This is a genomic window from Sphingopyxis sp. (genome assembly GCF_036261875.1).
GTDB lineage: Bacteria > Pseudomonadota > Alphaproteobacteria > Sphingomonadales > Sphingomonadaceae > Sphingopyxis.
The window spans coordinates 102,114-126,146 of the sequence record NZ_DATAJZ010000039.1; the positions used below are offsets into that span (position 1 = coordinate 102,114).

Below are 24,033 nucleotides of genomic sequence, written 5' to 3' on the forward strand. Positions count from 1 at the left end.
GCCCGTTCAGCCGCTTGGAATTTCGCCGCACCAACCTGTATAGACGGGTTATGGATTTCAGCCCTCGCACAGCCGGAAGCGGTTCAAACAATTCAAAGAGACCAGCCGGTCCCCGGCCAGGCAAAGCCGAGGATAAGGACAGCCGCGCTGCGCCACGCTATGCGGCCATCAAGCAAAGCATTTGCGACGCCGTTCGGGACGGCCACTTAAAGCCCGGCGACCGTGTTCCTTCGGAAGCTGAACTGGTGCAGCAGTTCGACGTATCGCGCATGACCGCGAACCGAGCCCTCCGCGAGCTGCAGGCTGCGGGCATATTGGTTCGCCGCGCCGGTAGCGGGTCGTTTATTGCGGAGCCGAAACCGATCGGCCAGATTATCGAAATCCGAAATATTGCGGAAGAGATACGCGAGCGCGGTCATGTCTATCGTGCCCGTGTCGTGCAGAATGACGAGATCCGGGCCAATGCCGAAATGGCGGCGCTTTTGGAAGTGCCGGTCGGGACAAAATTGTTCCACTCGATCATCGTCCATCACGAAGCGGAATTCCCGATTCAGCTCGAAGAGCGCTTTGTGCTCGCGTCGGCCGCCCCCGACTATGGAAAGATGGACTTCACGCAGACGACGCCGAACGAATATCTGACACAAACCGCGCCGCTCGAACGGGTCGAGCACCGCGTCCGCGCGGAGATGCCCGATGCGCGAACGCACGGCATGCTGGGGCTGTCGGATGCCGAACCGGTGCTGCGGATGACGCGCCGGACGTGGAGCCACTCACGCCTCGTCAGCCACGCCTGGCTGACGCATCCCGGCTCGCGCTTCGAACTCTCGGCCGCCTTTTCGATCGACGATTGACGACCGGTGGTCAGGCTGTGCTGCGGGTCACCACAGGCTTGCGGCGCCGGCGCAACCAGCGGAAATCGGCGCGGCTGAAGCTTTTGAAGAGCAGATAGAAGCCGGTCCCGGAAAGCCATAGCGCGCCAAAGGCGACGAAGATGATCAGCGGGTGATTGAAGCTCTTCCGGTTCACATAATCCATATTGTGAAGCATCCAGAAAAAGTCCCATGTCCGCCAGGTATCGCCGCGCATCACGAGAAAGCGCGCCGTATCGAGCGACACATAGGCGCTGCTGTTCTCGGCATCGGCAAAGTCGACGCGCCACATCGCCCCGTCATGATCGCGCGCTTCGAGGTTCGCCTTGGCGAGTATACTGACCTTCTGGATCGGCGCTTCGTTCATCATCGACGCGACCTCGCGCGCCATGCCCTCATCGACGCGCATGTCCTTACCGGTTGTGGCATCGACGAGGCGGACGCCCTTGGTCGTACGAAGCTCATAAACCGGTCGGGCGCCGAGATCGCGCAAGAGTATTCCCGTGACAGGTTCGCTGCGCGGCAAGGCGGCGACGTCGAAATATTCGCCGGCCGGCAAAGGATGCGCATGCGACATCCCGCCGCCGTGTCCGCCGACCTTGTCCTTGTCGAGGAGCGCCATGACCGAGCCGCTCAAGGCCCAGAGCAGGAACTGGAGTCCGAGGATAAGCCCGACCCATTTGTGGATGCGACGGAAAAAGAGCGGTGTCAGCCGGATGCGTTTCATGCCGTCTTCTTCTTTCGGCGCTTGAAGGACCAGATCAGCAGCCAGGCGCCGGTCACCGCCATGGCAAAGGCGCTCCAGGTCGCGACGCGGAGCAGCGGGTTGTTGACGTCGGTCCGCTCGTCATAATCCATAATGTGGAGCATCCAGGCGAAGTCGAAGACGCGCCAGAGTGCATGCCGGCGCGAGATGAGTTCGCCCGTCTGCGGTGACAGATAGAGCGTCGGGCGGTTCCAGCCTTCGAATTCGACCTGCCAATAAGGCGGTTTGCGCGACTGCATTTCCTGAGGCGCCTTCGTAAGCAGCCGCACCGAAACGATCTTGCCCTCGCCCGTATAGATGCGCCGCGCCTGCGCCCGGACCTGGGACTCGGTCAGGGCAGGCAGCGGCGCACCTGAATGGGCATCGAACAGTTTCGCGCCTTCCGGCGTCTCGGCGCGCCAAACAGGGGACCCGAAAAATCGCTGCAAGCGGATTTCCGAAACGCCGGGTGCGGCCGCCACGATCCGCGAGGGCGGCGCAAGGCCGGCAAGGTCGATAACTTCGGTCGCCGGCGCGCGCACCAGATGGTCGCCATGTATGGTGTCGATATGGACAACTACCATATAAAAGCCCGTCAGCGTCCAGAGCAAAGCCTGGACGCCGACCACCAGGGCCAACCATTTATGGGTTCGCCGTACAAGCAACGGCCAGCGGATAGCCATGACGATAGCCTCAGAATGCCGTCCGGAAGCCGACATAGAAGCGGCGCCCAAGCAGATCATAGGTCATCGTGTCGGTGTTCGCATCGGTAAAGCTCTGGATGTAGGGCGCCTTGCGGTCGAAGAGATTGTCGACACCGACCTGGAAACGCGTCTTCTCGTCGATCTCGAACGCAACCTGGAGATTGTGATAGAAGACGTTGGGGGTGCTGTAGCCGATTTCTCCAGGCGAAGCGTTGAAGTCGGTCGCCTTGCCGATCCACTGCGTCGACCAGGTCGCGCTGACGCCGTCCTTTTCGGCGGTCAGGACGCCATAGCCGCGCCACTTCGGATAACCGCCGTTGCCGCCGCCGATGAAACCGTCAAAATCGATCGGCGCGCCGCCGGGAAAGGGCAGGACGACATATTTGTTGAGGTAGGTCAGGTTGACGTCGAGCGAGACATTCACGCTGCCGATGTCATTGTTATAGACGAGGCCAAGATCGAGGCCGTTCATCTCCTCGCGACCGGTGTTGATCGGCTGCGCCGAAAGGAAGGTGACCTCGCCGGTCAGCGGGCTGCGCGTGAAGTCGTCGCAGAAGGGATGCGACAGGTTGGCGCTGGCGTAACAGATGGCGAGCTTCGTCGAACCGGGGATCGCGCGGATGGCATCCTTGATCTTGATGTCGAACCAGTCGGCGGTGAGCGACAGGCCAGGGATAAGGCCCTTGGGCGAGACGACCGTCCCCACCGTCCAGGTCGTCGAGCTTTCGGGCTGAAGATTCTCGTTGCCGCCAACAGTCGTCAGGATCGTCGTGCCGAGCTGAACATAATTCGCCGGGACGCCCGATGCCTGGCAGTTGGCGATCAGCCCTGCATTGCCGCTTGTCGAATAACGCGAGCAGGGGTCGGTCGTCGTCAGATTGCCTTCTGACACGCCGCCGAACAGTTCGGGGACATTCGGGATGCGAAAGCCGGTGCCGTAGGTGCCGCGCAGACGGAAGCTGTCGTTGATGACCCAGTCGAGGCTGGCCTTATAGTTCCAGTCGCTTCCGAACAGATCATAGTTTGAATAGCGGACCGCGCCGCCCGCTGTCAGCGCTTGGAAGAATGGCGTATCGGCCAAGATCGGCACCGACAGCTCGAGATAGGCTTCCTTTGCGATGCTCGTCCCCGAGATCGGGCTTTGCTGGTTGGTGTTGGCAATGCCGAGCACCGTCAGCGGATCGGGATCGCGCCAGCCCTTTTCCTTGCGATAGACGACACCGGCCGCGAAAGAGACGGGCCCGGCGGGCAGCTTGAACAGATCGCCGTTGAGGTCGGCGGTGACCGTTGCGAGCTCGTTGCCGCCGCGATCGCGCGACGTGAAGAGGATATAGTCAAGCACCTGCGGAGTCAGGTCGCCAAACCCGAGATAGTCTCCGCACGGAATAGCCGCGCCAGGCGCCGGGCTACAAACACCGGTATTGATCGTGTTCCGGACGCGTTCGAGATTGGCGATGTTGGTGGACCCATCGACCGCGGTGTTGCGTCCGAAGGCGCCCGCGACTTCCCAGCCCCAGTCATTCGACAGCTTGCCGCGCAGGCCGAAGGTGCCCTGCCAGGTGTCGGTTTCCTGAAAGAATTGCCGCGGCCCCGGCTCGGCGAGACGCCGCTGGATGAGGACGATGTTCTGCCCGGTCGGATTGGTCGGGTTGCTCGCCGCGATCGACAGATTGCGCAGCGTGCCCGGCGTCGCAATCTGGTTCGACTTGCGGAAGGTATAAAGGAATTCGCCGAACGCCTCGATATTGTCGGTCAGGTCATAGTCAGCGAAGAAGGCCGTGCTGACACGTTCGACCGGGCTAACCGCGTTGAGGAATGGGTTCGAGTTGAAATTATGCTTCGCCGCGCTGTAGGGCTCGAAAAAGTTGCCGTTGCCGCCGAGGACCTGATTGAAATTGATCTGCTGGCCGTTCGGCAGCACCGCGCGGCCGCCGATCGTCGAGGCGCTGTTGACGCAGCCAAGTGTGCCGGGGGTGGTTTCCGCAAGCGAGCAAGGTGCGCGGGTCGCCATGTTGACTGCGCTGGTCTTTTGGTAGGTCACCGCAGCCATGAAGCCGCCGCGGTCGTTGCGGATGCCCCAGATCAGGTCCGCGGTGAAATCCGATCCGTCGCCCTTTTCGGTGATGCCCTGGCGAACGCTGAGGCCGAGACCTTCATAGTCGGTCCGCGTCACGAGATTGACAACGCCCGCCATCGCGTCGGCGCCATAGATCGCGGAGGCGCCGTCCTTGAGCACATCGGTACGCGCGAGCGCGACGACCGGGATCATGTTGAGGTCGGGTGACGAGTTCGCCCCGGTTCCGCCCGCGACGAGGCGACGACCGTTGAGCAACACGAGCGTCCGCTTGATGCCGAGACCGCGCAGGTTGACCTGCGCGGTGCCATAGCCGTTGTTCGCCCAATAGGCCGAGGTCTGGTTGCCCGCAAAGCCGGCGTTGGCGGGCAGGCGCTGAAGCACCGTCTCGATATTCACCAGACCGGTGTTCTCGATCTGCTCGGCCGAAACGACCGTGGCGGGACCGACACCGGCCAGATCCTGACGCCGGATACGCGAGCCGGTGACGACGATATCGCTCCCCGCATCGCTAGCCTCCGCGGCGGGCCGGGGGGCCTCTCCTTCCTGCGCGAAGACCGGCGTTGCGATAGTGGAGACCACCGCGGCGCTCGCGAGCAGTGACTTTTTGATCGACATGCGAAACCCCCTTTTGGTTACGTGATGAACCGCAGAGAGCATCAAATGTATATACAGGTCAATAGAAATTATTGCCTAACTTCAATAGGTTAGATTCGTATCGCTTGGTCGCATCGGATATGCTTTATACGCACGCCAAAGACCTACCCCTCATGTCCAAGACATTTTTTTTCCTATGGAGCGAGCCCGCACCTGCGGCGCGTAGTCATATCTCAAATTCTGGTAATTAAATTACAGCGGCTCTCGCCTATTGGGGCTTTCCGCGCCGCGGCCATTGCGAACGATAGGAGCCCGACGCGCGAATCGCGGGAGGCCGGACTTCGCATGCTGATGGCCATTTCGGATGGTTCACGCTGACGCGAGGCGCTGCGCGCAAGCCCGCGCGCCCACGGCAGCGGCGCGTGAGAGGAGATGCCGCCGATCGGAGCAGCGTCCGCGTCAGCCGTGGCGCGACGTCAGGCGCGAAATACAGAAATCTTGCCGTCGCCGCCGAATGCCATCACGTCGAAAGCGTCCGTACTGCCATCGGGCATTTCCATGCCCGGAGAGCCGCGCGGCATACCGGGCACGGCAATTCCGCGAATGTCGCGTGGCTTGTCGTGGAGGAGTCTCGCGATATGCCGCATCGGCACATGGCCCTCGATCGCGTAGCCGCCGATGACGGCCGTGTGGCACGACGCCAGCTGGTCGGGCACGCCAAGTCGCGCCTTGACCGCAGCCATGTCCGCGCGGTTTTCGACGGTCACCTGATAGCCAGCCTTGCGCGCGATATCCGCCCACGCTTCGCAGCATCCGCATTCGGGATCGCGGTATACGAGCATCTGCCTGTTCTTCGCCGCATCGGCGACCGGTGTGCGCGCGTTGCCATTCTTCTCTTCCGCCGCCGCGGGCCGCGAGGAGGAATTGCAGCCCGCAAGCATCATCCCGGATCCGGCCGCAACCAAGCCAAGAAGATGGCGCCGGGTGATCGGACTTTTCATGTCATTTCCTCGCGAGAATGGACTTCATCTGCTCGATTTCGGCTGCCTGCCCCGCGATGATGCCACGGCAGAGGGTGCGTATTTCGGCATCCTTGAGAGAAGCCTGTTCGCACATGAGAATGGCGCCCGAATGATGCGGGATCATCGAACGCAAGAAGGCGGTGTCGCCGATCGTCGTCTGCGTCCGGATGAGCGCGAAGCTTCCGAAGAAGGCGACTGCCGATCCGAGCAGCAGGACCGTATTGAGACGCCTCGACGGAAACATGCCCGGCATCGCGACGATCATCAGCACGACCATCGGCGCCACCATCATCAGCGTCATGTAGAGCATGTTGAGATTGTTGTAGAAGCTCGAGAGGCGGTCGATCATGACGAACATCACCAGATACATGATGATGCCGCTGACGATCGTCTGCAGCGCGAGGCTGCGATAGGCTGGTTTCATGGCATTTCTCCTCGACGTCCTGCCACCCCGCAAAATTCTAGAACCAGGCCCGCACCCCCATCACGAAGCTGACTCCGCTCGGATCCTCGCCCGCGGCCCGCGCGAAGCGCGCTGTGTCGCCGACCTTGCGCGCCCATTCAACGCCCACATAAGGCGCGAACTCCTTCACGACCTCGTAGCGAAGGCGAAGCCCTAGCTCTACGTCCGAGAGGCCTGAGCCGACGCCGGTCTCGGGTACGTCCTGCAGGGCGAAATTCATTTCCGCCATGGGCTGGAGGATCAGTTTCTGGGTGATGCGCTGATCGTAATAGCCTTCGAGACGGGCGAGCACGTCGCCCTTGTTCGAAAGGAAAAGCGCGCCCTCGACTTCGAACCAGTAAGGCGCGAGTCCCTCGAAACCGATGGTCGCATAGGTGCGGTCGGGACCGGGTCCGAGATCCTGCCTGATACCCGCCTGCGCGTTGAAATAGGGTCCGATCGCCCGGCTGTAGAGCGCCTGCACTTCGGCACTCTCGATACCTTCGCCGAACACGCCTTCGCCCTCGCTCTTGACGGTGAGCCGGTTGATGTCGCCGCCATACCAGGCCTCGCCGTCCCAGCGGAAACCGTCGCGGCCCTTGCGCGCCTGATATTCGGCGAGATTGAAGCTGATGAAAGCGATGGTCTGCGCCCCATTTTCCTTCATCATCTCGTGACGCGAATGCTCCATCTCGCCCTCGGGATAAATGCGATCGGCATACCAGTCTGCGGGCGGCGCGGGCGCGACCGCGTCGCCCGGCGGCAGGTCGGTGCCGCTGGCGCTGCTCCCGGCTGCCATGCCTTCCATCGAAGCCATGGGGTCTGCAACCTTCGGGGTGCAATGGCCCATTTTGGCATGTTCGGGGGGGCAATCCGGATCGGTCGGCGCCGCCGTGCCATGATCCATCGCGCCCATATCCGCAGCGTCCTTGCCCGAAGCCTCCGCCTCGGGCGTACAATGGCCCATTGCCGCATGTTCGGGTGCGCAGGTCGAGGCCGAGGGCTCGCTGTCCGTCCCCGGCATATCGCCATGGTCCATCTGCTCCATCGACCCACCTCCTGCCGTATCGGTTGCAGGCGGCGCATTGGGCTCTGGCGTTGACGAGGGAGCGGGCGTCGCGGTGGGCGCCGCGCCGTGCATCGAATGATCCATCGACTGGCCCGCGGCGGGAACAGCAAAAACGAGCGGCGCGATGCCCGCAAGGAGGAGCGCGATCCGGGTCATTCGCCGTCTCCCTTCGGGCGGACGCTGACGACGCGCATCATTCCGGCGTGCATATGGTAGAGGAGATGGCAGTGGAACGCCCAGTCGCCGAGCGCGTCGGCGGTGAAGTCGAAGCTCGCGGTGCCGCCCGGCTGGACGAGCACGGTATGCTTGCGCGGCGAGCGGTCGCCCTTGCCTGTAACCAGTTCGAAGAAATGGCCGTGCAGGTGGATCGGATGGCTCATCATCGAATCGTTGATGAGGTTGATCCGCACCCGTTCGCCTTCGATGAACGGGATCGGCTCGTGGTGGTCGGACATCTTCACACCATCGAACGACCACATGAAGCGCTCCATGTTGCCGGTGAGGTGGATGTCGAGTGAGCGCGAGGCGGCGCGCACGTCGGGGTTGCGCTCGAGTGCGACGAGATCATGGTAGGTCAGCACCTTGTGTCCGACATCCGCGAGCCCTTGCCCCGGCTCGCCCATCCGGTCGACCGGCATCGGCGAGATCGTCTGGACGCTGGGATCGCGCTTGACCTGCGGCGCGACGCTGAAGTCGCGCATGCTGTGCTGCATGCCGCCACCCGATCCATGATCCATGCCCGGCATCGCGCCGCTGTCGCCCGCCGGCGTGCAATGACCCATCTTGGCATGTTCGGGCGAACAGGCAGGTTCGCTCGCGGACATGGGCATCGCGCCCATATCGCTGCCGCCCGAATGGTCCATCCCGGCCATCGAGCCGCCCGACATGTCCATGTCGCCCATGCCCATGTCCTTCATCGTCGCGAGCGGCCGTTCGCGCAGCGGCGGAACCTCGGCGATCATGCCGACGCGCGGCGCAAGCGTCGCGCGGCCCATGCCCGACCGGTCGTTAGCCTCGGCGACGAGCGTGTACGCACGGTCCTCGACCGGGGTCACGATCACATCGTAGGTTTCGGCGACTGCGATCTGGATTTCGTCGATCTCGGTCGGCACGACATTGAGCCCGTCGGCCTGCACCACCGTCATTCTGAGGCCCGGAATACGGACATTGAAGATCGTCATCGCCGAGGCGTTGATGATCCGCAGCCGCACGCGCTCGCCCGGATTGAAGAGCGCGGTCCAGTTGTCGCGCGGCCCGTGGCCGTTGACGAGGAAGGTATAAGTGGAGCCGTTGACGTCGGCGACGTCGGTCGGGTCCATCCGCATCTTGCCCCAGTCGATGCGCTCCGCAAGCGACTGATCCTTGCCGGCCAGGAGGCCGGATAAGGTCTGGCGTTGCATATTGAAATGGCCGGGATTGACCTTGAGCTTGCGGAAGATCGCCTCGGGCGAGATCTGGCTATGGTCGGACAGGACCACAACATGCTCGCGATCGTAACCGATCGGATCGGCGCCGGCGGGATCGATGACGATCGGCCCATAATGGCCGAGTTGCTCCTGAAGCCCCGAATGGCTGTGATACCAATAGGTGCCCGACTGGACGACCGGAAATTCATAGACGAAGGTCGATCGCGGCTTGATGCCGGGAAAACTGACGCCGGGTACGCCGTCCATCTGGAACGGCAGGATCAGCCCATGCCAGTGGATCGAGCTATCCTCGTCGAGGTCGTTGACGACGGTGAGCTTCGCCGTCTGCCCTTCCGTGAGGCGCACCAGCGGCGCCGGGACCGTGCCGTTGATGCCGATCGCGCGGCTCAGCTTGCCGTCGATGCGCATCGTCTGCCGTGCGATACGCAATGTGATGTCGTTGCCCGAAACGGTTGGAACGGGGGCGGTGATCCCGGTCGATCCCGACTGGGCCCAAGCGGGGAACCATGCGGCCATCGCAGCGGCCGCTCCGCCGCCCAACGCACCATTTACAAATCGACGCCTGTCTATCTGCATCATTCTTCCCGACCGTTACTGATTGTTCCTAAAGCCATACGCAGCCGCGGCGGTCGCCCCTCACCAAAATGCCTAATAGACCGAGCGCCGTTCGAGACTGGCAGGCACGAGGTCACGCCGGAGCCTGGTTACTCGATTCAGCCAGCAGGTCCCTCAACCGCATCCGCGCCCGATAGAGACGGGTTTCGACGGTTTTCTCGCTCACATTCAGCATGGCCGCCGCTTCGGCCTGGCTCACATCGTCCATGCCGCGCAAGAGCAGGACTTCGCGCAGATTTTGCGGCAACTGCGCGATCGCGCCGCGAACTCTGGCCAGCTCCAGCCGGTCGCTCGCCTCCATGTCGGGTGAGGGTATATCGCTGGCGACATGGTGCGCGCTTTCGAGGGGCAGGGCGCGCGAAAAGAAGGCGCGCACCTTGCGTCGGCGCGCCCAATCACGGCATTTGTTGATCGCGATGCGGGCAATCCAGACGCGAAAGGGACGGTCCGCATCATACCGGCTCATTGCAGAAAAGCCGGCAAGGAAGGTTTCCTGTGTCAGATCGAGCGCCTCGTCGGGGTCGCCGACATGCTTGACGATCAGTCGATAGACCGGCGCCTTGTACCGGCTCAGCAATTCGCGATAGGCATCGTCGCGCCCGGCGCGGGCATAGGCTGCCAGATCCTGGTCGCTACTTTGCGAAAGGCCGGGGTTCACCGCGCATCGGCGGTCAGCGCCTTGACCACGCTTTCGTCGAACATTTTCGCTTGGTCGCGATCGAGGACCGCACGCATGGCGAAAAGATGTACGAGCGTTTCCTTTTGCAGCGTCCCCATCACTTCATGCGTGTGGTCGATGGCCTCGGTCACCCGGGGTCCATAGCCATGCTCGGCCTTAATCGCCTCCGCGAGCCGAACATTTGAAGCGCGCATCTCGAGTTCGAGCGCGCGGCGGCGGCGCGCAAAGTCAGCCTCGATGCGGTCGATTTTCGCATCCTGCGCCGGGGTCAGATCGAGTTGGTCGTGGAGGAGCGCATGAAGTTCGGTTTCACTAGCCTTGGGCGCATCGCTCACCAGCCGGCCCACGAATACGCCGGCAACGGCCGCGGCGAAGGCGATAAGGCCTACGAGAAGCAGACGGCGCGAAGACATGGCTAGTGCGACTCCAGCAGGGTCGAGGGCGCCAGCGCGCTCGCTGGCCCGAACGGGCTCAGCGGACTGGCCGCGACAGCGGGTTCGGAAATGGCGCTTCCGGCAATGATCCCCACGCCGAGCGACACAAAGGCAGCGAGCGCCATGAGGCGGCGCGTCGCCATCGATTCGCGTCGACGAACCGACAGAGCGCCGATGATGCGATCGTCAAGCGCGTCCAGCCCGGCAGGCAGGCCGATCCGGTTCAAAATGTGCAGCTCTTCGTCCATCGACCCAACTCGCCAAAACTTCTTACATTGATCATACGCGCGAACGGCGATTATCCCTCACGCCGCCAATATTCATCCGGATAGCATGAGGGTTAGGCCGGCCGATTGCGTATTAGCAGGACAGACACGCTATTGGAGGTCTTTATGTTCAAGTCCATTCTCCCCTCAGCCGCAGCAGCTGTCGCGCTGCTTCTCGCACCGGTCGCGGCCGACGCGCACACCAAGCTCGTCGGCTCGACGCCCGCTGCCAATTCGACCGTTTCGAAGGTGACCAAGATCGACCTGAAATTCAACGAAAAGGTTATCGCGTCGACGGTCAAGACCGAACTCGTCATGACGGGAATGCCGGGCATGGCCAATCACGCCCCGATGAAGATTCCCTATTCGTCGGCGATGGGAAAAGACGGCAAGTCGATGACGCTCATGGCCAAGCGTCCGCTCACGCCTGGAACCTATAAGGTGAAATGGTCGGCAGCGGGTGCCGACACGCACCGCATGGGCAGCGAGTTCAGCTTTACCGTGAAGTAGGGCGGTGGGCGACGCAGTCCTGATCGGCATCAGGTTCGCGCTTTATGCGGACCTGATGCTCATCGCCGGCCTCGCTGCGTTCCCGCTGTACGCGCTAAATCGAAGCGAACGCCATTCGCCGCAGCCGATGGCCGCGATCTGGCGCACCGAGCGATGGCTCGGTGTCGCAGGACTGTTGCTTTCCGCCTTCGGAATGGCTGCGCTCGCGGCTTCCATGCAAGGCGTGAGCCTCTTTTCGCTGGAATTTCAACCCTTCTGGGATCTCGTTCGCGAGACCGACGTTGGCTGGGGCTGGATGGTGCGGATCGGCGCCCTTCTGGTCGCGCTGGCGGCGGCACTCTGGATGACGCGGTGGCCATCCGCTGCCGCCGCCACGATCGCGGTCTCGGGTTCGCTCGCCATCGCGACATTGGTCTGGTCCGGCCACGCAGGCGCGACCGAGGGCGCGGCGGGCACCGTCCACCGAATCAGCGACAGTTTGCATATGATCGCAGCCGCGGTCTGGATCGGCGCGATCGGAGCCTTCCTCTTGTTGATCGCGCCGCAGCGCGTCCGCGAAAGCCCCGACGGACTCCAAACGGTGGCGCGAAGCCTCGATCAATTTTCGGTCGTGGGCACGATCTGCGTTCTGATCATCGCCGCGACCGGGCTCGTCAACGGCCAGCTGATCGTCGGCGCCGCCAATCTCGGGCAGTCGCTCGGCTCCCCCTATGGGCAGTTGCTCCTCGCGAAGCTTGTGCTTTTCGGAACGATGCTGGCACTCGCGGCTGTCAACCGCTGGCGCCTGACACCCGCGCTCAGCGCGGCGATCGCCGGCAGCGAACCCGATCCTGACCAGATACTTGCAGCAATGCGAAAGAGCCTGGCTTTGGAGGCGACCGCTGCCATTCTGATCCTTGCGCTTGTCGCGTGGTTCGGCACGCTAGACCCCCTTGTTCCCGCCGGCGGCACCTGACCTCTCGTCCCAAGGCATCGGAATGGCCAGCTCCGGGGAAAGACATGCTACAGTTCGTTGCAGACCGCCACTCGATGGCTCCAGCTCCCGCGGAATTTTTGCTGGGCGGCCGGGGTGATCTGGTCGCCTGGTGAAATGAGGGGCGTCCGCGTCCCGTGCGTATCGACAAGAGGAGCCTAGTTTGCGGCGCGAACAAGCGGAGGGGCAGAAAAAGACGGGCAGCTGAACTTGAGGGTGGCCTTAGGGTCTCCTCGATATTCCGATGGGAGACAATGTGGTGCGCGATCATCTTGAGGCAGTGAAAGACGGCGTGACAGACCCGGTCTGCGGCATGTCGGTCGACCCGACTACCACGACGCACATCGCGACGCATGGCGGCGAACATCATTATTTCTGCAGCGCAGGCTGCCTCGCCAAATTCGAAGCTGATCCCGATCGCTATACTGCACAAGGCGCGCCCGTCGCAGGAGATGCACCCGCGGATGCCATCTGGACCTGCCCGATGCATCCCGAGATCCAGCGTCCCGGCCCCGGAAGCTGCCCGATCTGCGGCATGGCTCTTGAGCCCGTCCTGCCGTCCGGATCAGACGGCCCCAGCGAAGAATATCGCGACATGCGGCGACGTTTCTGGATCGGGCTCCTTCTCGCCCTTCCCGTCGTCGCGCTCGAAATGGGCGGTCATTTGACGGGACTCCACGAATATGTCGGCCGCCAGACGAGCAACTGGGTCCAGATGCTGCTCGCGACCCCCGTCGTACTATGGGCGGGCTGGCCCTTTTTCGAGCGCGCCTGGCTTTCGATCCGCAACAAGAGCCTCAACATGTTCACCCTCATCGCGATGGGAACGGGCGTCGCCTGGGGCTACAGCATGATCGCGGCGACCGCTCCGCAAATCTTCCCGGCTGCCTTCCGCGCCGCCGACGGCTCGGTCGCGGTCTATTTCGAGGCGGCTGCGGTCATCACGGTGCTGGTGCTGCTTGGGCAGGTACTCGAACTCAGAGCCCGCGAGACGACGAGCGGTGCGATCCGTGCGCTCCTCGACCTGACGCCGAAGCTCGCCAGGCGGGTTCGCGACGACGGGAGCGACGAGGAGATCGCGCTCGACGATGTCGCGGTCGGCGACACGCTGAGGGTTCGGCCGGGCGAGAAGGTCCCCGTCGATGGGACCGTACTCGAAGGGCGCGGCACGGTCGACGAGTCCATGGTCACCGGCGAGTCAATGCCGGTCACCAAGGACGCCGGCTCCGCCCTCATCGGCGGCACGATCAACCAGACCGGCGGCCTGCTCATGCGCAGCGAAAAGGTTGGGCGCGACACGATGCTCGCCCGTATCGTCCAGATGGTCGCCGACGCACAGCGCAGCCGGGCGCCGATCCAGCGTCTCGCGGATACCGTGTCGGGCTGGTTCGTTCCGGGCGTCATCCTTGTCGCCATCGCCGCCTTCGTCATATGGTCGCTTTTTGGTCCTACTCCCGCCATGGCCTATGGCCTGATCGCCGCCGTCTCGGTGCTCATCATCGCCTGCCCCTGCGCGCTCGGGCTCGCGACGCCGATGTCGATCATGGTCGGCGTGGGCCGCGGCGCCGAAATCGGCGTCCTGATCAAGAATGCCGAGGCGCTCGAGCGGATGGAAAAGGTCGACACCCTCGTCGTCGACAAGACCGGGACCCTCACCGAGGGCAAGCCATCGGTCATCGCTGTCGAAGTCGCCGATGGTTTCGAAGAGCAGGATCTGCTCCGGATCGGCGCAAGCCTCGAGCGGAGCAGCGAGCATCCGCTGGCGGCGGCCATCGTCAAGGCGGCCGAAGACCGGGGCCTCGCGCTCGTCGAACCTTCAGGGGTCGACCAGCCGGTCGGCAAGGGCATCGTCGGGATCGTCGACGACAAGGCGATCGTCCTCGGCAATGCGAGCTTTCTCGAAGAATATGACGTCGATTTGCGGGCGCTTGCCGAAGCGGCCGACCGGCTGCGCGCCGATGGCGCGACGGCGATCTATATTGCGGTCAATGGCAAGGCGGCCGGCGTCTTCGCCATCGCCGATCCGGTCAAGGCGACCACGGGCGAGGCACTCGCGGCGCTGCGCGAGGCCGGAATAAGGGTCATCATGCTGACCGGTGACAACCGTGTCACCGCCGAGGCGATCGCCCGGCGGCTCGGCATCGACGATGTCGAGGCTGATGTCCTCCCCGATCAGAAAAGCGCGGTTGTCCAGCGGCTGCGCGAGCAGGGACGGATCGTCGCCATGGCGGGAGACGGGGTCAACGACGCCCCGGCGCTGGCCGCCGCCGACGTCGGCATCGCGATGGGCTCGGGAACCGATGTCGCCATCGAAAGCGCAGGCGTGACGCTGCTGCGCGGCGACCTTCTGGGCATTGTCCGGGCGCGCCACCTCAGCCATGCGACGATGGCCAATATCCGCCAGAACCTCTTCTTCGCCTTCGCCTATAATGTCGCTGGAATTCCGGTGGCAGCAGGCGTGCTCTACCCGGTCTTCGGGCTGCTGCTGTCGCCGATCATCGCCGCCGCCGCGATGGCACTTTCGTCAGTCAGCGTCATCGCCAATTCGCTGCGGCTGCGGTTCGTAAAAATCTGACCGAAGCATCGCGGCGAACGGATGCTGACAAAGCACAGAAGGGGAGAATTAGGATGAGACATATTACCCAGGCAGTGATCGGACTGGCGCTGGTCATCGCGGTTCCCGTCCACGCGGCGCCAACCCCGGATTATCAAGCAGCGACGGCGACCCTGGCGCAATATAAGCACGCGATCGAGAGCCTCGACCTGTCGGGCACCGAAGCCTTGTTCGCGTCAGACGCCCAGATATTCGAGTCGGGCGGCATCGAAGGGAATTTTGCGCATTATCGCGACCACCACCTCGCGCCCGAGCTCAAGGCCTTCAAGTTTTTCGTTTTTCGGGACTATAAGGTTTCGGTGCGCGGCGAAGGCGATGTCGCGATCGCAACCGAGACTTATTCCTACACGATCGTCCTTCCGAGCGGCGAGACCGTCGCGCGCGATGGCGTCGCGACAAGCGTCCTCAAATGGACGCGCGGCAAATGGCAGATCATCAGCCTGCACAGCTCGTCACGCAAGCCCAAGGCTTAGCCAGGCGGCGCAGCGCATGCGCGAAGGAAAGCCGAGACCTGCTCGAAGGCGACAAAGATGGGCCAGTTTAGGGTTCTTGCCATCATCGGGCTGTACGGCTTCGGCGGGTCAGTCTCAGGCCTCGGCTGCCCTTACCCGCAGCAGGCTCCCGCGCCGCTTTCCTGAATCGGTGGGCAAGGCACGTCTCCAAATGAGCAAAAGACGCAGCAGTCGCCTCGCTTGGGCTTGAGAACAGTGCTGCAGCCCCGGCAATCATAAAAATACTGACAGGCGTCGGTCGGCATTGTTTCGGTCGACTGGTGACCGCAGTGCGGACAGGTTAGAGTCGAGAGCAGTTGCGGAGCCGCGTCAGACATAGGTGTAACCCGCCCATAGCAGCGCCGCACCGAGGATCAGACCCACGAGCGTGACAATGCGCATCCAGCGCGGCGTGCAAATGCCGCCCGCGCCGCAGCGCGCCGCGATCAGCTGCTGGCGGGTCAGCAACACAGCTCCGGCAATGAGGCACAAGGCACCTATCGTCAGCAGCGGTGTGCGATATGGCGCGGCAACGACGGCCACGCCGCCGAGCCACGCCGCGCCGAGCCCGACCGATGCGAGGAGAAACGGCAGCGCGCAGCAGGCAGCGACACCGAAGGCGGCAGCGATCCCCGCCAGCGTGAAGGTAGCGGTGCCGATCCCCTTGGGCGGTCTTGATGTCTGGGTCATGGGAAACTCCTTGTGACGACCATTGACCCACCGTAGCATCTGTAGCTGCTACAGACTCAAGAGGTAATTTGGCGATGGCGATGACCGGCGCGATCCAGATCGGCGAACTCTCGCGGCGTACCGGCTGCAACATCGAGACGATCCGCTATTATGAGCGTATCGGACTGCTGCCGATACCGCAGCGCCGGGGCCGCTATCGCAGTTACGCGCGGGAGGACGTGGCTCGCCTCGGCTTCGTGCGCCGCGCGCGGGAGCTGGGATTCACGCTGGACGAGGTGCGCGCGTTGCTCGGACTCGCGGTAGGCGGCGAAGGCGGTTGCGCTGACGTGCGAGCCCTCGCGGCGGCGCACCTGACGGACGTGCGCGCTCGGATCGCGGACCTCAAGCGAATGGAACGGGTTCTGACCGATTCCGTGCGAGCCTGCGATGCCGGTCTGGACCCGGGATGCCCGCTCCTCGACGCGCTGGGCACCGAAATGCGGATGTCTGTGTAACCTTGGTTGACCCATTCGCGAACAAAGGCGAGGACGCACGTAGCTATTCTCGTTGACGGCAGTTTTGACAAGGTCCACTCTTCAATCGTGAAGCGCTTGCTTTCCCTCTTGCTCATTCTGGGCGCATTGATGGGCCTTATGGCCCAGGAAGTGGCCTTTGCGTCCGCGCCGGCGATGCAAAACACCGTCGCGACGGCATCGCAGATGAGCGACGAATGTGCGGAGATGATGGGCGTCGACACTTCGCAGCCCGATCAGCCGTGCAAGGGAATGACGCTCGACTGCATCGCCAAGATGGGCTGCGCCATTCCGCTGGCGGTCGTCACGCCCGCCGCGCCGCTTGCCGTTGCCGGTCATCGGCGCGAACTGGTCGATCCGCTTGCCGTGCAGCGGCTGGTTGGACGCAGCGTCGGTCCCGAGCCAGAGCCACCGCTAGTCCTCGCTTGAACTGCATTTTGCGCGCCGGCCTGTTCCGCCGCGCAATTCCAAGCTTTTCAATCGAGGAATTCACCATGAGAATGATATTTGCTGCCGCAGTCCTTGCGGCCACCGCTTTTGCCGCGCCGTCCTTCGCCCAAGAGAAGACCGGCGGTCATTATGAATGGCAGGAGCGCTACGTTCCCGGACCGAACAAGTCGAACATCACCCCGCGCACGCGCGTCTGGGTGAAGGACGGGGCTTCGCAGATGGCGCATTGCGACTGCGCAATGATGGAGTCCGATGCGGCCGACTGCATGAAGTCGATGTCCGCTCGTCATATGATGCCCGCGAAGGGCTGACGGTGTGCCGCCCCCGGCGCAGGCGTCGGGGGCGGACCTGCCTACGCCCGAAGAGGGGAAGATCATGCGCATATTGCTTGCAACCGCCGCCCTGGCGCTGCTGCCCACGGTGCTTCGCGCCGAACCCATGTCGTTGGAGGAAGCGCTTCGGCGCGCCGAAACACAGGCGCCCGAGCTGCGCGCGCGCGAAGCGGGCGTCGATGCGGCCACATCCGCGGCGATCGCGGCCGACCGCTTGCCCGACCCCAAGCTCGATCTCGCGGTCAAGGATTTCCCGGTGACCGGCCCCGATGCGGGCCGGTTCAACCGCGACGACTTCACGATGCAGGTCATCGGCGTCAGCCAGGAATTCACCAACCCTGCCAAGCGCCGCGCACGCGCCTTGCGCGCACATGCCGACATCGACGTCGCCGAGGCCGAGCAGGCGGTCGCCGCGCAGGATATCCGGCTGGCGACCGCGCTGGCGTGGATCGATCTTCACTACGCGAAGAAGCGGCTCAAGGAACTCGATCTGCTCGATGCCGGGCTCGACGATCTGCAGGCAACGGTAACCGCCCGGCTCGCCAGCGGCGCGGCGCGTCCGGCGCAGGCGCTCGAACCCGAGCAACTGCGCGCCCAGCTCGCCGACCGGCGCAGCACTCTCACCGCCGATATCGCGCGATACCGGGCGCAGCTCACCCGGTTCACCGGCGATAATGCGGCTGATACGACGGGCGACCTGCCTTCGCTCGCGGTCGATGGCGACGCGCTTCGCGCCGGCCTCGCCGCCTTGCCGTTGCTGCGCGCCTATGACGCACGGACCATAGCCGCCGACGCTGAAACCGGGCTCGCACGCGCCGACAAGCGACCCGACTGGACGGTGAACGCGGCCTACGGCCGGCGCGAACCCAATTTTGGCGATCTCGTCACCGTCGGGGTGACCATCGATCTGCCGCTGTTTGCGAAAAAACGGCAGGACCCCAAAATTGCCGCGCGCGCGAGCGAAGCGACGCGTGCGCGCCTCGATCGCGAGGCGGCCGAGCGCGAAGTCGCGGCGGCGCTTTCCGCCGACCTCGCCATGCACCGCATGCACGACGAACAGCTTGCCAATGCGCGCACAAGACTGGTGCCACTCGCGAAGCAACGCGCCCAGCTCGATCTTGAAAGTTTCGGGGCGCGGCGTCTCGATCTCGGCACCGCGCTCCTGTCGACGCTCGCGCTTGCCGAAGCCGAGGTCGATGCTCTGGCACGCGAGGCCGAGGTGGCCCGCGACGCGGTGCGGATCATTTACACTTATGGGGAGGCACGGCGATGACCGATGCAACGACGGCGGCACGGTGGCGTGCCGCAATATTGGCCGCCGTGCTCGTGGCGGGCGGCGGGGGCTATTGGCTCGGACAGCGCGGCACCGACGAGATGGCGTCGGAGGCGGCCGGCTCCGACGGCGGTAAGGTCCTTTATTATTACGACCCGATGTTCCCGAACCAGAAGTTCGACAAGCCCGGCAAGTCGCCCTTCATGGATATGCAGCTCGTGGCCAAATATGCCGACGAAGGCGGCGCAGCGCCCGGTGTGGCGGTCGATCCCTCGGCGCGGCAAAGCCTTGGCATCCGCGCGGTTGCCGCCGAAATGGGCAGCCTCGCCGCGACGCTCGACGTCACCGGGACGGTCGATTTCAACCAGCGCGACGTCGCGATCGTCCAGGCGCGCTCGGGCGGTTTCGTCGAGCGCGTCTACCGGCTCGCGCCGGGCGACGTCATCGGCGCGGGAGCACCGATCGCCGACCTGCAATTGCCTGAATGGGGCAGCGCGCAAACCGAATATTTGAGCGTCAAACGGCTCGGAAGGCCCGACCTCACCGCTGCCGCCCGGCAGCGGCTCCGCCTGATGGGGATGCCCGAGGTGGTGATCGCACAGGTCGATCGCAGCGGCCGCACGGGCGGCACGGTGACGGTGCGCGCGCCAATCGGGGGCGTCGTCCAGACGCTGGGTGCGCGCGCCGGCGTGACCTTGGCCGAAGGCCAGACCCTCGCCGAAATCTCGGGGCTCGGAACGGTGTGGCTCAATGCCGCGCTTCCCGAAGCCCAGGCCGGAACGGTGCAGGTCGGCCAGCGGGCGAACGCCAAGCTCACCGCCTTTCCCGGCGAAAGCTTCGGCGGCCGTGTCGTCGCCATCCTGCCGACCGCGGCGGCGGACAGCCGGACGCTGACGGTGCGTATCGAACTTGCCAACCGCGGCGGGCGCCTGCGCCCCGGCATGTTCGCAAGCGTCGCATTGGGGGGCGATGCCAAGCCCGCGCTCCTCGTGCCAAGCGAAGCCGTCATCCGCACCGGGACGCGGACAATCGTGATGCTCGAGATGGGCGACGGGCGCTATCATCCCGCCGAAGTCGAGACCGGGCGCGAGGGCGGCGGTAAGACCGAGATATTGCGCGGCCTCGCGGCCGGCGAGAAGGTCGTCGTCTCGGGCCAGTTCCTCCTCGATTCCGAAGCGAGCCTGACCGGCATCGCGGTGCGGCCGCTGGACGGTGCGAAATGATCGAAAAGATCATTCGCGCATCGGTCGCCGCGCGCGGCCTTGTCGTCGCGGCGGCGCTGATCCTGACGCTGATCGGGATTGCCGCCGTCCGCTCCACGCCGGTCGATGCCCTCCCCGACCTCTCCGACGTGCAGGTCATCATTCGCACCACCTATCCCGGCCAGGCGCCGCGCATCGTCGAGGACCAGGTCACATATCCGATCACGACGACGATGCTATCGGTTCCCGGCGCGCGCGTCGTCCGCGGCTACAGCTTCGTCGGCGACAGCTTCGTATATGTGCTGTTTGAGGACGGCACCGACCTCTATTGGGCGCGCAGCCGGGTGCTCGAATATCTGAGCCAGGTGCAGAGCCGCCTTCCCGAAGGAGCGAAGGCGTCGCTTGGCCCCGACGCCACCGGCGTCGGCTGGATCTACGAATATGCGCTCGTCGACAAGAGCGGGCGCCATGATCTCGCTGAACTCCGCAGCCTGCAGGACTGGTTCCTGCGCTTCGAGCTCAAGGCGGTGCCCGGCGTCGCAGAGGTCGCGAGCATCGGTGGCATGGTGCGGCAATATCAGGTGCTCGTCGATCCGACGAAGCTCGCCGCCTATGGTGTAACAGCGCAAGAGGTGACCGAGGCACTTCAACGCGCCAACCAGGAAAGCGGCGGCGGGACGGTCGAAATGGCCGAAGCCGAATATATCGTGCGCGCGAGCGGCTACCTCAAAAGTCTCGAGGATTTCCGCGCCGTGCCCGTGCGCACCGCGGCGGGCGGCATACCGGTGACGATCGGCGATGTCGCCACCGTCCAGATCGGCCCCGACATGCGGCGGGGCATCGCCGAACTCAACGGCGAAGGCGAAGTCGCGGGCGGCGTGATCGTGATGCGGCAGGGCCAGAATGCCCGCGAGGTGATCGAGGGCGTGCGCGCGAAGCTCGCCGAGCTGAAACGCGGCCTGCCGCCGGGGGTCGAGATCGTCACCACCTACGACCGGTCAGGGCTGATCGACCGCGCGGTCGACAATCTCACCTCGAAGCTCGTCGAGGAATTCATCATCGTCGCGATCGTCTGCGCGCTGTTCCTCTGGCACGCCCGCTCGGCGCTCGTCGCGATCCTCACCCTGCCGCTCGGCATCCTGATCGCCTTCATCGTCATGCGGTTCCAAGGGCTCAACGCCAATATATTGTCACTCGGCGGCATCGCAATCGCGGTCGGCGCGATGGTCGACGCAGCAGTGGTGATGATCGAGAATGCCCACAAGCATCTCGAACATTGGGAAAGCGATCATCCGGGCGAAGAACTCGCGGGCAAGGAAAGGTGGCGCGTCATCACCGACGCTGCTGCCGAAGTGGGTCCGGCGTTGTTCCTCAGCCTCCTCATCATCACCTTTTCCTTCCTGCCGATCTTCACGCTGCAGGGTCAGGAAGGGAAACTCTTCGGGCCGCTCGCCTTCACCAAGACCTATGCCATGGCGGCGGCGGCGATTCTCTCGATCACGCTTGTCCCGGTGCTGATGGGCTGGCTCATTCGCGGACGCATCCCGAACGAGCAGGCCAATCCGGTCAATCGCTGGCTGACGCACGCTTATCACCCCGCGCTCGATCTGGTTTTGCGTCATCCCAAAAGGGCCTTGGGAGTCGCGGGGCTGATCTTCGCGACCAGCCTGTGGCCGCTGACCCAGCTCGGCGGCGAGTTCATGCCGCAGCTCGATGAGGGCGATCTCCTCTATATGCCCTCGGCGCTGCCGGGCATCTCGACCGCCAAGGCGTCGAGCCTGCTCCAGCAGACCGACCGGCTCATCAAGACGGTGCCCGAGGTCGAGAGCGTCTTCGGCAAGGCGGGCCGCGCCGACACCGCGACCGATCCCGCCCCGCTCGAAATGTTCGAGACGACGATCCGCTTCAAGCCGCGCGATCAATGGCGTCCGGGCATGACCCCCGCCAAGCTGGTCGCCGAGCTCGATGCGCGTGTGAAGGTCCCCGGCCTCGCCAATTTCTGGATCCCGCCGATCCGCAACCGCATCGACATGCTCGCGACCGGGATCAAAAGTCCGGTCGGCATCAAGGTCGCAGGCTCGGATGTGGCCGAGATCGACCGCACCGCGAAGCGTATCGAGGATGTGGTGCGCAAGGTCCCGGGCGTCGCCTCGGCGCTCGCCGAGCGGCTGACCGGCGGACGCTATATCGACGTCGACATCGATCGCGCCGCCGCCGCGCGCTACGGTCTCAATGTCGCCGATGTGCAATCCATCGTCGGCGGCGTCATCGGCGGCGAGACCATCGGGCAGACCGTGGAGGGGCTGGCGCGCTATCCGATCAGCGTGCGCTATCCCCGCGAACTCCGCGACAGCCTTGGCAAGCTCGAGACTCTTCCCATACTCACACCGTCACGCCAGCAGATCACGCTCGGCACCGTGGCAAGAGTGCGGATCAGCGACGGCCCGCCGATGCTGCGTAGCGAGAATGCGCGGCCGGTGACCTGGATCTATGTCGATGGCCGCGACCGCGACCTTCAGACGCTGGTCGGCGATATCCAGCAAGCGGTGTCGCGCGACGTCGCATTGCCGCCGGGGATCAGCATCTCCTACACGGGCCAGTTCGAATTCCTCGTCCGCGCGGCCGAGCGAATGAAGATCGTCATACCCGTCACGCTCGCGATCATCCTCGTCCTGCTTTATCTGACTTTCCGGCGCTGGGACGAGGCGCTGCTCATCATGGCCACGCTACCCTTCGCCCTCACCGGAGGCCTGTGGCTGCTTTACTTGCTCGGCTACAACCAGTCGGTCGCGAGCGCAGTCGGATTCATCGCGCTCGCAGGGGTTGCCGCCGAGTTCGGCGTCGTGATGCTCATCTATCTGAAGCAGGCGCTCGCGGCGCGCGGCGACGGCCCGATCGAGGCGGCGGTCCGCGACGGCGCCTTGCTCCGGGTCCGGCCTAAGGCGATGACCGTCGCGGTCATACTGGCGGGTTTGTTCCCGATCCTCGTTGGAACGGGCACCGGGTCCGAAGTGATGAGCCGGATCGCCGCGCCGATGATCGGGGGGATGATTACGGCGCCGCTGCTCTCGATGTTCATCATCCCCGCCGCCTATCTGTTGATGCGCCGGCGCTGGCCCGATCGACAACCGCTGAAAACCCCGAAGACGTGATATGAAACAAGGAGACTGAACATGAAATCGATGCGCATTCTGACCGGCGGCATGGTGCTGCTGATCGCCGTTTCGGCCTGTAGCCCCGAAGCCGACAAACAGACCACCACCGCTCCCAAGGAAGCGGCCGGCGCGACGGCATCTTCCGAAGTGCAACATGGCAAAAGCGAAGGAAAGATCACCGCGATCGATACAGCCAAAGGGACGGTCACACTTGATCACGGCGAAATCCCCGAGCTGCAATGGCCGCCGATGGCAATGGGGTTCGAGGCCTCGGCGGATTTGCTCAAAGGCCTGAAGGTCGGCGATCGCGTCGCTTTCGAACTCGACTGGAACGGCGCCACGGGGCGCATCACGCGGATCGAGGCGCTTCCCGCGTCCTGATCGCGGTTGCGGCCCGGGCTTCGCGTAGCGCGTCAGTTGTGCGAAGCGCCACGCATCGGCTCGAGGGTCTGAATGATCTTGCAGTCGCCGACCTTTCCCAAGCGGCAGCCGCCGATGACGCGCGCAAGTTCGTCGCGCATCTGGGAGAGGTCGGCGATCTTGCGCTCGATCGTCGCGAGATGGCTGCTCGCGACCGCATCGACGGCGCCGCAAGGCTGGTCGCGGTCATCGGCGAGTGCGAGAAGCTCGCGAACCTCGTCCAATGAAAAACCGAGATCGCGCGCGCGCCGGATGAAGGACAGCCGCAACAGCTCGTCGGTCCCATAGGAGCGATAATTGCCACCCGTCCGCGGCGGCGGCGCCAGCAGACCCGCGCCTTCATAATAGCGGATGGTCTCGACCTTGGTGTCGGTCGCACGCGCGAGTTCGCCAATTTTCATCGCTTGACCCTATAGTTGCTAGAGGGTGCATATAGCTGTCCGACTCGCAACGGAAAAGGACGGATGA

The 24,033-nt window shown here is 64.1% G+C and carries 25 protein-coding genes; 12 read left to right on the plus strand and 13 right to left on the minus strand.

The genetic code is table 11. The features are described from left to right. Positions 1-50: 50 nt before the first annotated feature. The gene (gene hutC / locus VHO04_RS17105; protein ID WP_329629439.1) at positions 51-851 is read left to right on the plus strand and encodes a histidine utilization repressor; all 801 of its coding nucleotides are present in this window, start codon (positions 51-53) and stop codon (positions 849-851) included. 10 nt (positions 852-861) lie between these two features. Here the strand turns inward: hutC and VHO04_RS17110 are convergent, their stop codons facing one another. The 10 genes from VHO04_RS17110 to VHO04_RS17155 all read right to left on the minus strand — a co-directional run bounded on the left by VHO04_RS17110 (position 862) and on the right by VHO04_RS17155 (position 10,925). Further along, positions 862-1,596 carry a PepSY domain-containing protein gene (locus tag VHO04_RS17110; protein ID WP_293644699.1) on the minus strand — a complete coding sequence of 245 codons (735 nt, stop codon included), beginning with the start codon at positions 1,594-1,596 and terminating at the stop codon, positions 862-864. Then, a complete protein-coding gene (locus VHO04_RS17115) occupies positions 1,593-2,297 on the minus strand; it encodes a PepSY domain-containing protein (protein ID WP_293644701.1) in 705 nt (234 codons plus the stop codon). The genes VHO04_RS17110 and VHO04_RS17115 overlap by 4 nt, the downstream gene beginning before the upstream one ends. Before the next feature lie 10 nt (positions 2,298-2,307). Further along, positions 2,308-5,010: a TonB-dependent receptor domain-containing protein gene (locus tag VHO04_RS17120; protein ID WP_293644703.1), complete on the minus strand. Its 2,703-nt coding sequence runs from the start codon at positions 5,008-5,010 to the stop codon at positions 2,308-2,310. Between the two features lie 455 nt (positions 5,011-5,465). Further along, positions 5,466-5,990, minus strand: coding sequence for a DUF411 domain-containing protein (locus VHO04_RS17125; RefSeq protein WP_293644705.1), 525 nt, complete (start codon positions 5,988-5,990; stop codon positions 5,466-5,468). 1 nt (position 5,991) lies between these two features. Continuing rightward, positions 5,992-6,435: a DUF305 domain-containing protein gene (locus VHO04_RS17130; RefSeq protein WP_293644707.1), complete on the minus strand. Its 444-nt coding sequence runs from the start codon at positions 6,433-6,435 to the stop codon at positions 5,992-5,994. A gap of 37 nt (positions 6,436-6,472) precedes the next feature. Continuing rightward, entirely contained in the window at positions 6,473-7,678 is a 1,206-nt protein-coding gene (locus VHO04_RS17135; RefSeq protein ID WP_293644709.1) for a copper resistance protein B, read from the minus strand. Continuing rightward, positions 7,675-9,525, minus strand: a complete 1,851-nt coding sequence (locus VHO04_RS17140; RefSeq protein WP_293644711.1) for a copper resistance system multicopper oxidase — start codon at positions 9,523-9,525, stop codon at positions 7,675-7,677. Before VHO04_RS17140 ends, VHO04_RS17135 begins: the two co-directional genes overlap by 4 nt. Positions 9,526-9,637: 112 nt before the next feature. After that, positions 9,638-10,222, minus strand: a complete 585-nt coding sequence (locus VHO04_RS17145) for an RNA polymerase sigma factor (RefSeq protein ID WP_293644713.1) — start codon at positions 10,220-10,222, stop codon at positions 9,638-9,640. Continuing rightward, positions 10,219-10,656: a periplasmic heavy metal sensor gene (locus VHO04_RS17150; protein ID WP_329629440.1), complete on the minus strand. Its 438-nt coding sequence runs from the start codon at positions 10,654-10,656 to the stop codon at positions 10,219-10,221. The genes VHO04_RS17145 and VHO04_RS17150 overlap by 4 nt, the downstream gene beginning before the upstream one ends. A 2-nt stretch (positions 10,657-10,658) precedes the next feature. Continuing rightward, a complete protein-coding gene (locus VHO04_RS17155; protein WP_293644717.1) occupies positions 10,659-10,925 on the minus strand; it encodes a hypothetical protein in 267 nt (88 codons plus the stop codon). Positions 10,926-11,069: 144 nt separating this feature from the next. Here VHO04_RS17155 and copC point away from each other — a divergent pair, with 144 nt between their 5' ends. The 4 genes from copC (at position 11,070) to VHO04_RS17175 (ending at position 15,513) form a co-directional block, all read left to right on the plus strand. Then, on the plus strand, positions 11,070-11,453 hold the full coding sequence (gene copC / locus VHO04_RS17160) for a copper homeostasis periplasmic binding protein CopC (protein ID WP_293644719.1): 384 nt from the start codon (positions 11,070-11,072) through the stop codon (positions 11,451-11,453). Between the two features lie 4 nt (positions 11,454-11,457). Beyond that, positions 11,458-12,408: a copper homeostasis membrane protein CopD gene (gene copD, locus VHO04_RS17165; RefSeq protein ID WP_293644721.1), complete on the plus strand. Its 951-nt coding sequence runs from the start codon at positions 11,458-11,460 to the stop codon at positions 12,406-12,408. Positions 12,409-12,670: 262 nt separating this feature from the next. Further along, on the plus strand, positions 12,671-15,001 hold the full coding sequence (locus tag VHO04_RS17170) for a heavy metal translocating P-type ATPase (protein WP_293644723.1): 2,331 nt from the start codon (positions 12,671-12,673) through the stop codon (positions 14,999-15,001). A 53-nt stretch (positions 15,002-15,054) separates the two neighbouring features. Beyond that, entirely contained in the window at positions 15,055-15,513 is a 459-nt protein-coding gene (locus tag VHO04_RS17175; RefSeq protein ID WP_293644725.1) for a YybH family protein, read from the plus strand. Between the two features lie 131 nt (positions 15,514-15,644). On the opposite strand, the gene VHO04_RS17180 is transcribed toward VHO04_RS17175, so the two are convergent. Together VHO04_RS17180 and VHO04_RS17185 are read right to left on the minus strand one after the other, a co-directional pair. Continuing rightward, positions 15,645-15,869: a GDCCVxC domain-containing (seleno)protein gene (locus VHO04_RS17180; RefSeq protein WP_293644727.1), complete on the minus strand. Its 225-nt coding sequence runs from the start codon at positions 15,867-15,869 to the stop codon at positions 15,645-15,647. Beyond that, positions 15,862-16,221 carry a mercuric reductase gene (locus tag VHO04_RS17185; RefSeq protein WP_293644729.1) on the minus strand — a complete coding sequence of 120 codons (360 nt, stop codon included), beginning with the start codon at positions 16,219-16,221 and terminating at the stop codon, positions 15,862-15,864. Before VHO04_RS17185 ends, VHO04_RS17180 begins: the two co-directional genes overlap by 8 nt. Positions 16,222-16,295: 74 nt before the next feature. On the opposite strand from VHO04_RS17185, the gene VHO04_RS17190 reads away from it, so the two are divergent. The 7 genes from VHO04_RS17190 (at position 16,296) to VHO04_RS17220 (ending at position 23,526) form a co-directional block, all read left to right on the plus strand. After that, positions 16,296-16,715 carry a MerR family transcriptional regulator gene (locus VHO04_RS17190; RefSeq protein ID WP_293644731.1) on the plus strand — a complete coding sequence of 140 codons (420 nt, stop codon included), beginning with the start codon at positions 16,296-16,298 and terminating at the stop codon, positions 16,713-16,715. 87 nt (positions 16,716-16,802) lie between these two features. Beyond that, a complete protein-coding gene (locus VHO04_RS17195) occupies positions 16,803-17,162 on the plus strand; it encodes a hypothetical protein (RefSeq protein ID WP_293644733.1) in 360 nt (119 codons plus the stop codon). A gap of 8 nt (positions 17,163-17,170) precedes the next feature. Next, positions 17,171-17,494, plus strand: coding sequence for a hypothetical protein (locus VHO04_RS17200; protein WP_293644735.1), 324 nt, complete (start codon positions 17,171-17,173; stop codon positions 17,492-17,494). A gap of 64 nt (positions 17,495-17,558) precedes the next feature. Beyond that, positions 17,559-18,788 (plus strand): TolC family protein, encoded by a 1,230-nt coding sequence (locus VHO04_RS17205; RefSeq protein WP_329629442.1) that lies wholly within the window; start codon positions 17,559-17,561, stop codon positions 18,786-18,788. Beyond that, complete coding sequence (locus tag VHO04_RS17210; protein WP_329629443.1) at positions 18,785-20,011, plus strand: efflux RND transporter periplasmic adaptor subunit; 1,227 nt, start codon at positions 18,785-18,787, stop codon at positions 20,009-20,011. The genes VHO04_RS17205 and VHO04_RS17210 overlap by 4 nt, the downstream gene beginning before the upstream one ends. Beyond that, the gene (locus tag VHO04_RS17215) at positions 20,008-23,142 is read left to right on the plus strand and encodes an efflux RND transporter permease subunit (RefSeq protein WP_329629444.1); all 3,135 of its coding nucleotides are present in this window, start codon (positions 20,008-20,010) and stop codon (positions 23,140-23,142) included. The genes VHO04_RS17210 and VHO04_RS17215 overlap by 4 nt, the downstream gene beginning before the upstream one ends. A gap of 51 nt (positions 23,143-23,193) precedes the next feature. Continuing rightward, positions 23,194-23,526: a copper-binding protein gene (locus tag VHO04_RS17220; protein ID WP_329629445.1), complete on the plus strand. Its 333-nt coding sequence runs from the start codon at positions 23,194-23,196 to the stop codon at positions 23,524-23,526. 32 nt (positions 23,527-23,558) lie between these two features. Here the strand turns inward: VHO04_RS17220 and VHO04_RS17225 are convergent, their stop codons facing one another. Next, positions 23,559-23,966, minus strand: coding sequence for a helix-turn-helix domain-containing protein (locus VHO04_RS17225; RefSeq protein WP_329629446.1), 408 nt, complete (start codon positions 23,964-23,966; stop codon positions 23,559-23,561). Positions 23,967-24,033 lie beyond the last annotated feature (67 nt).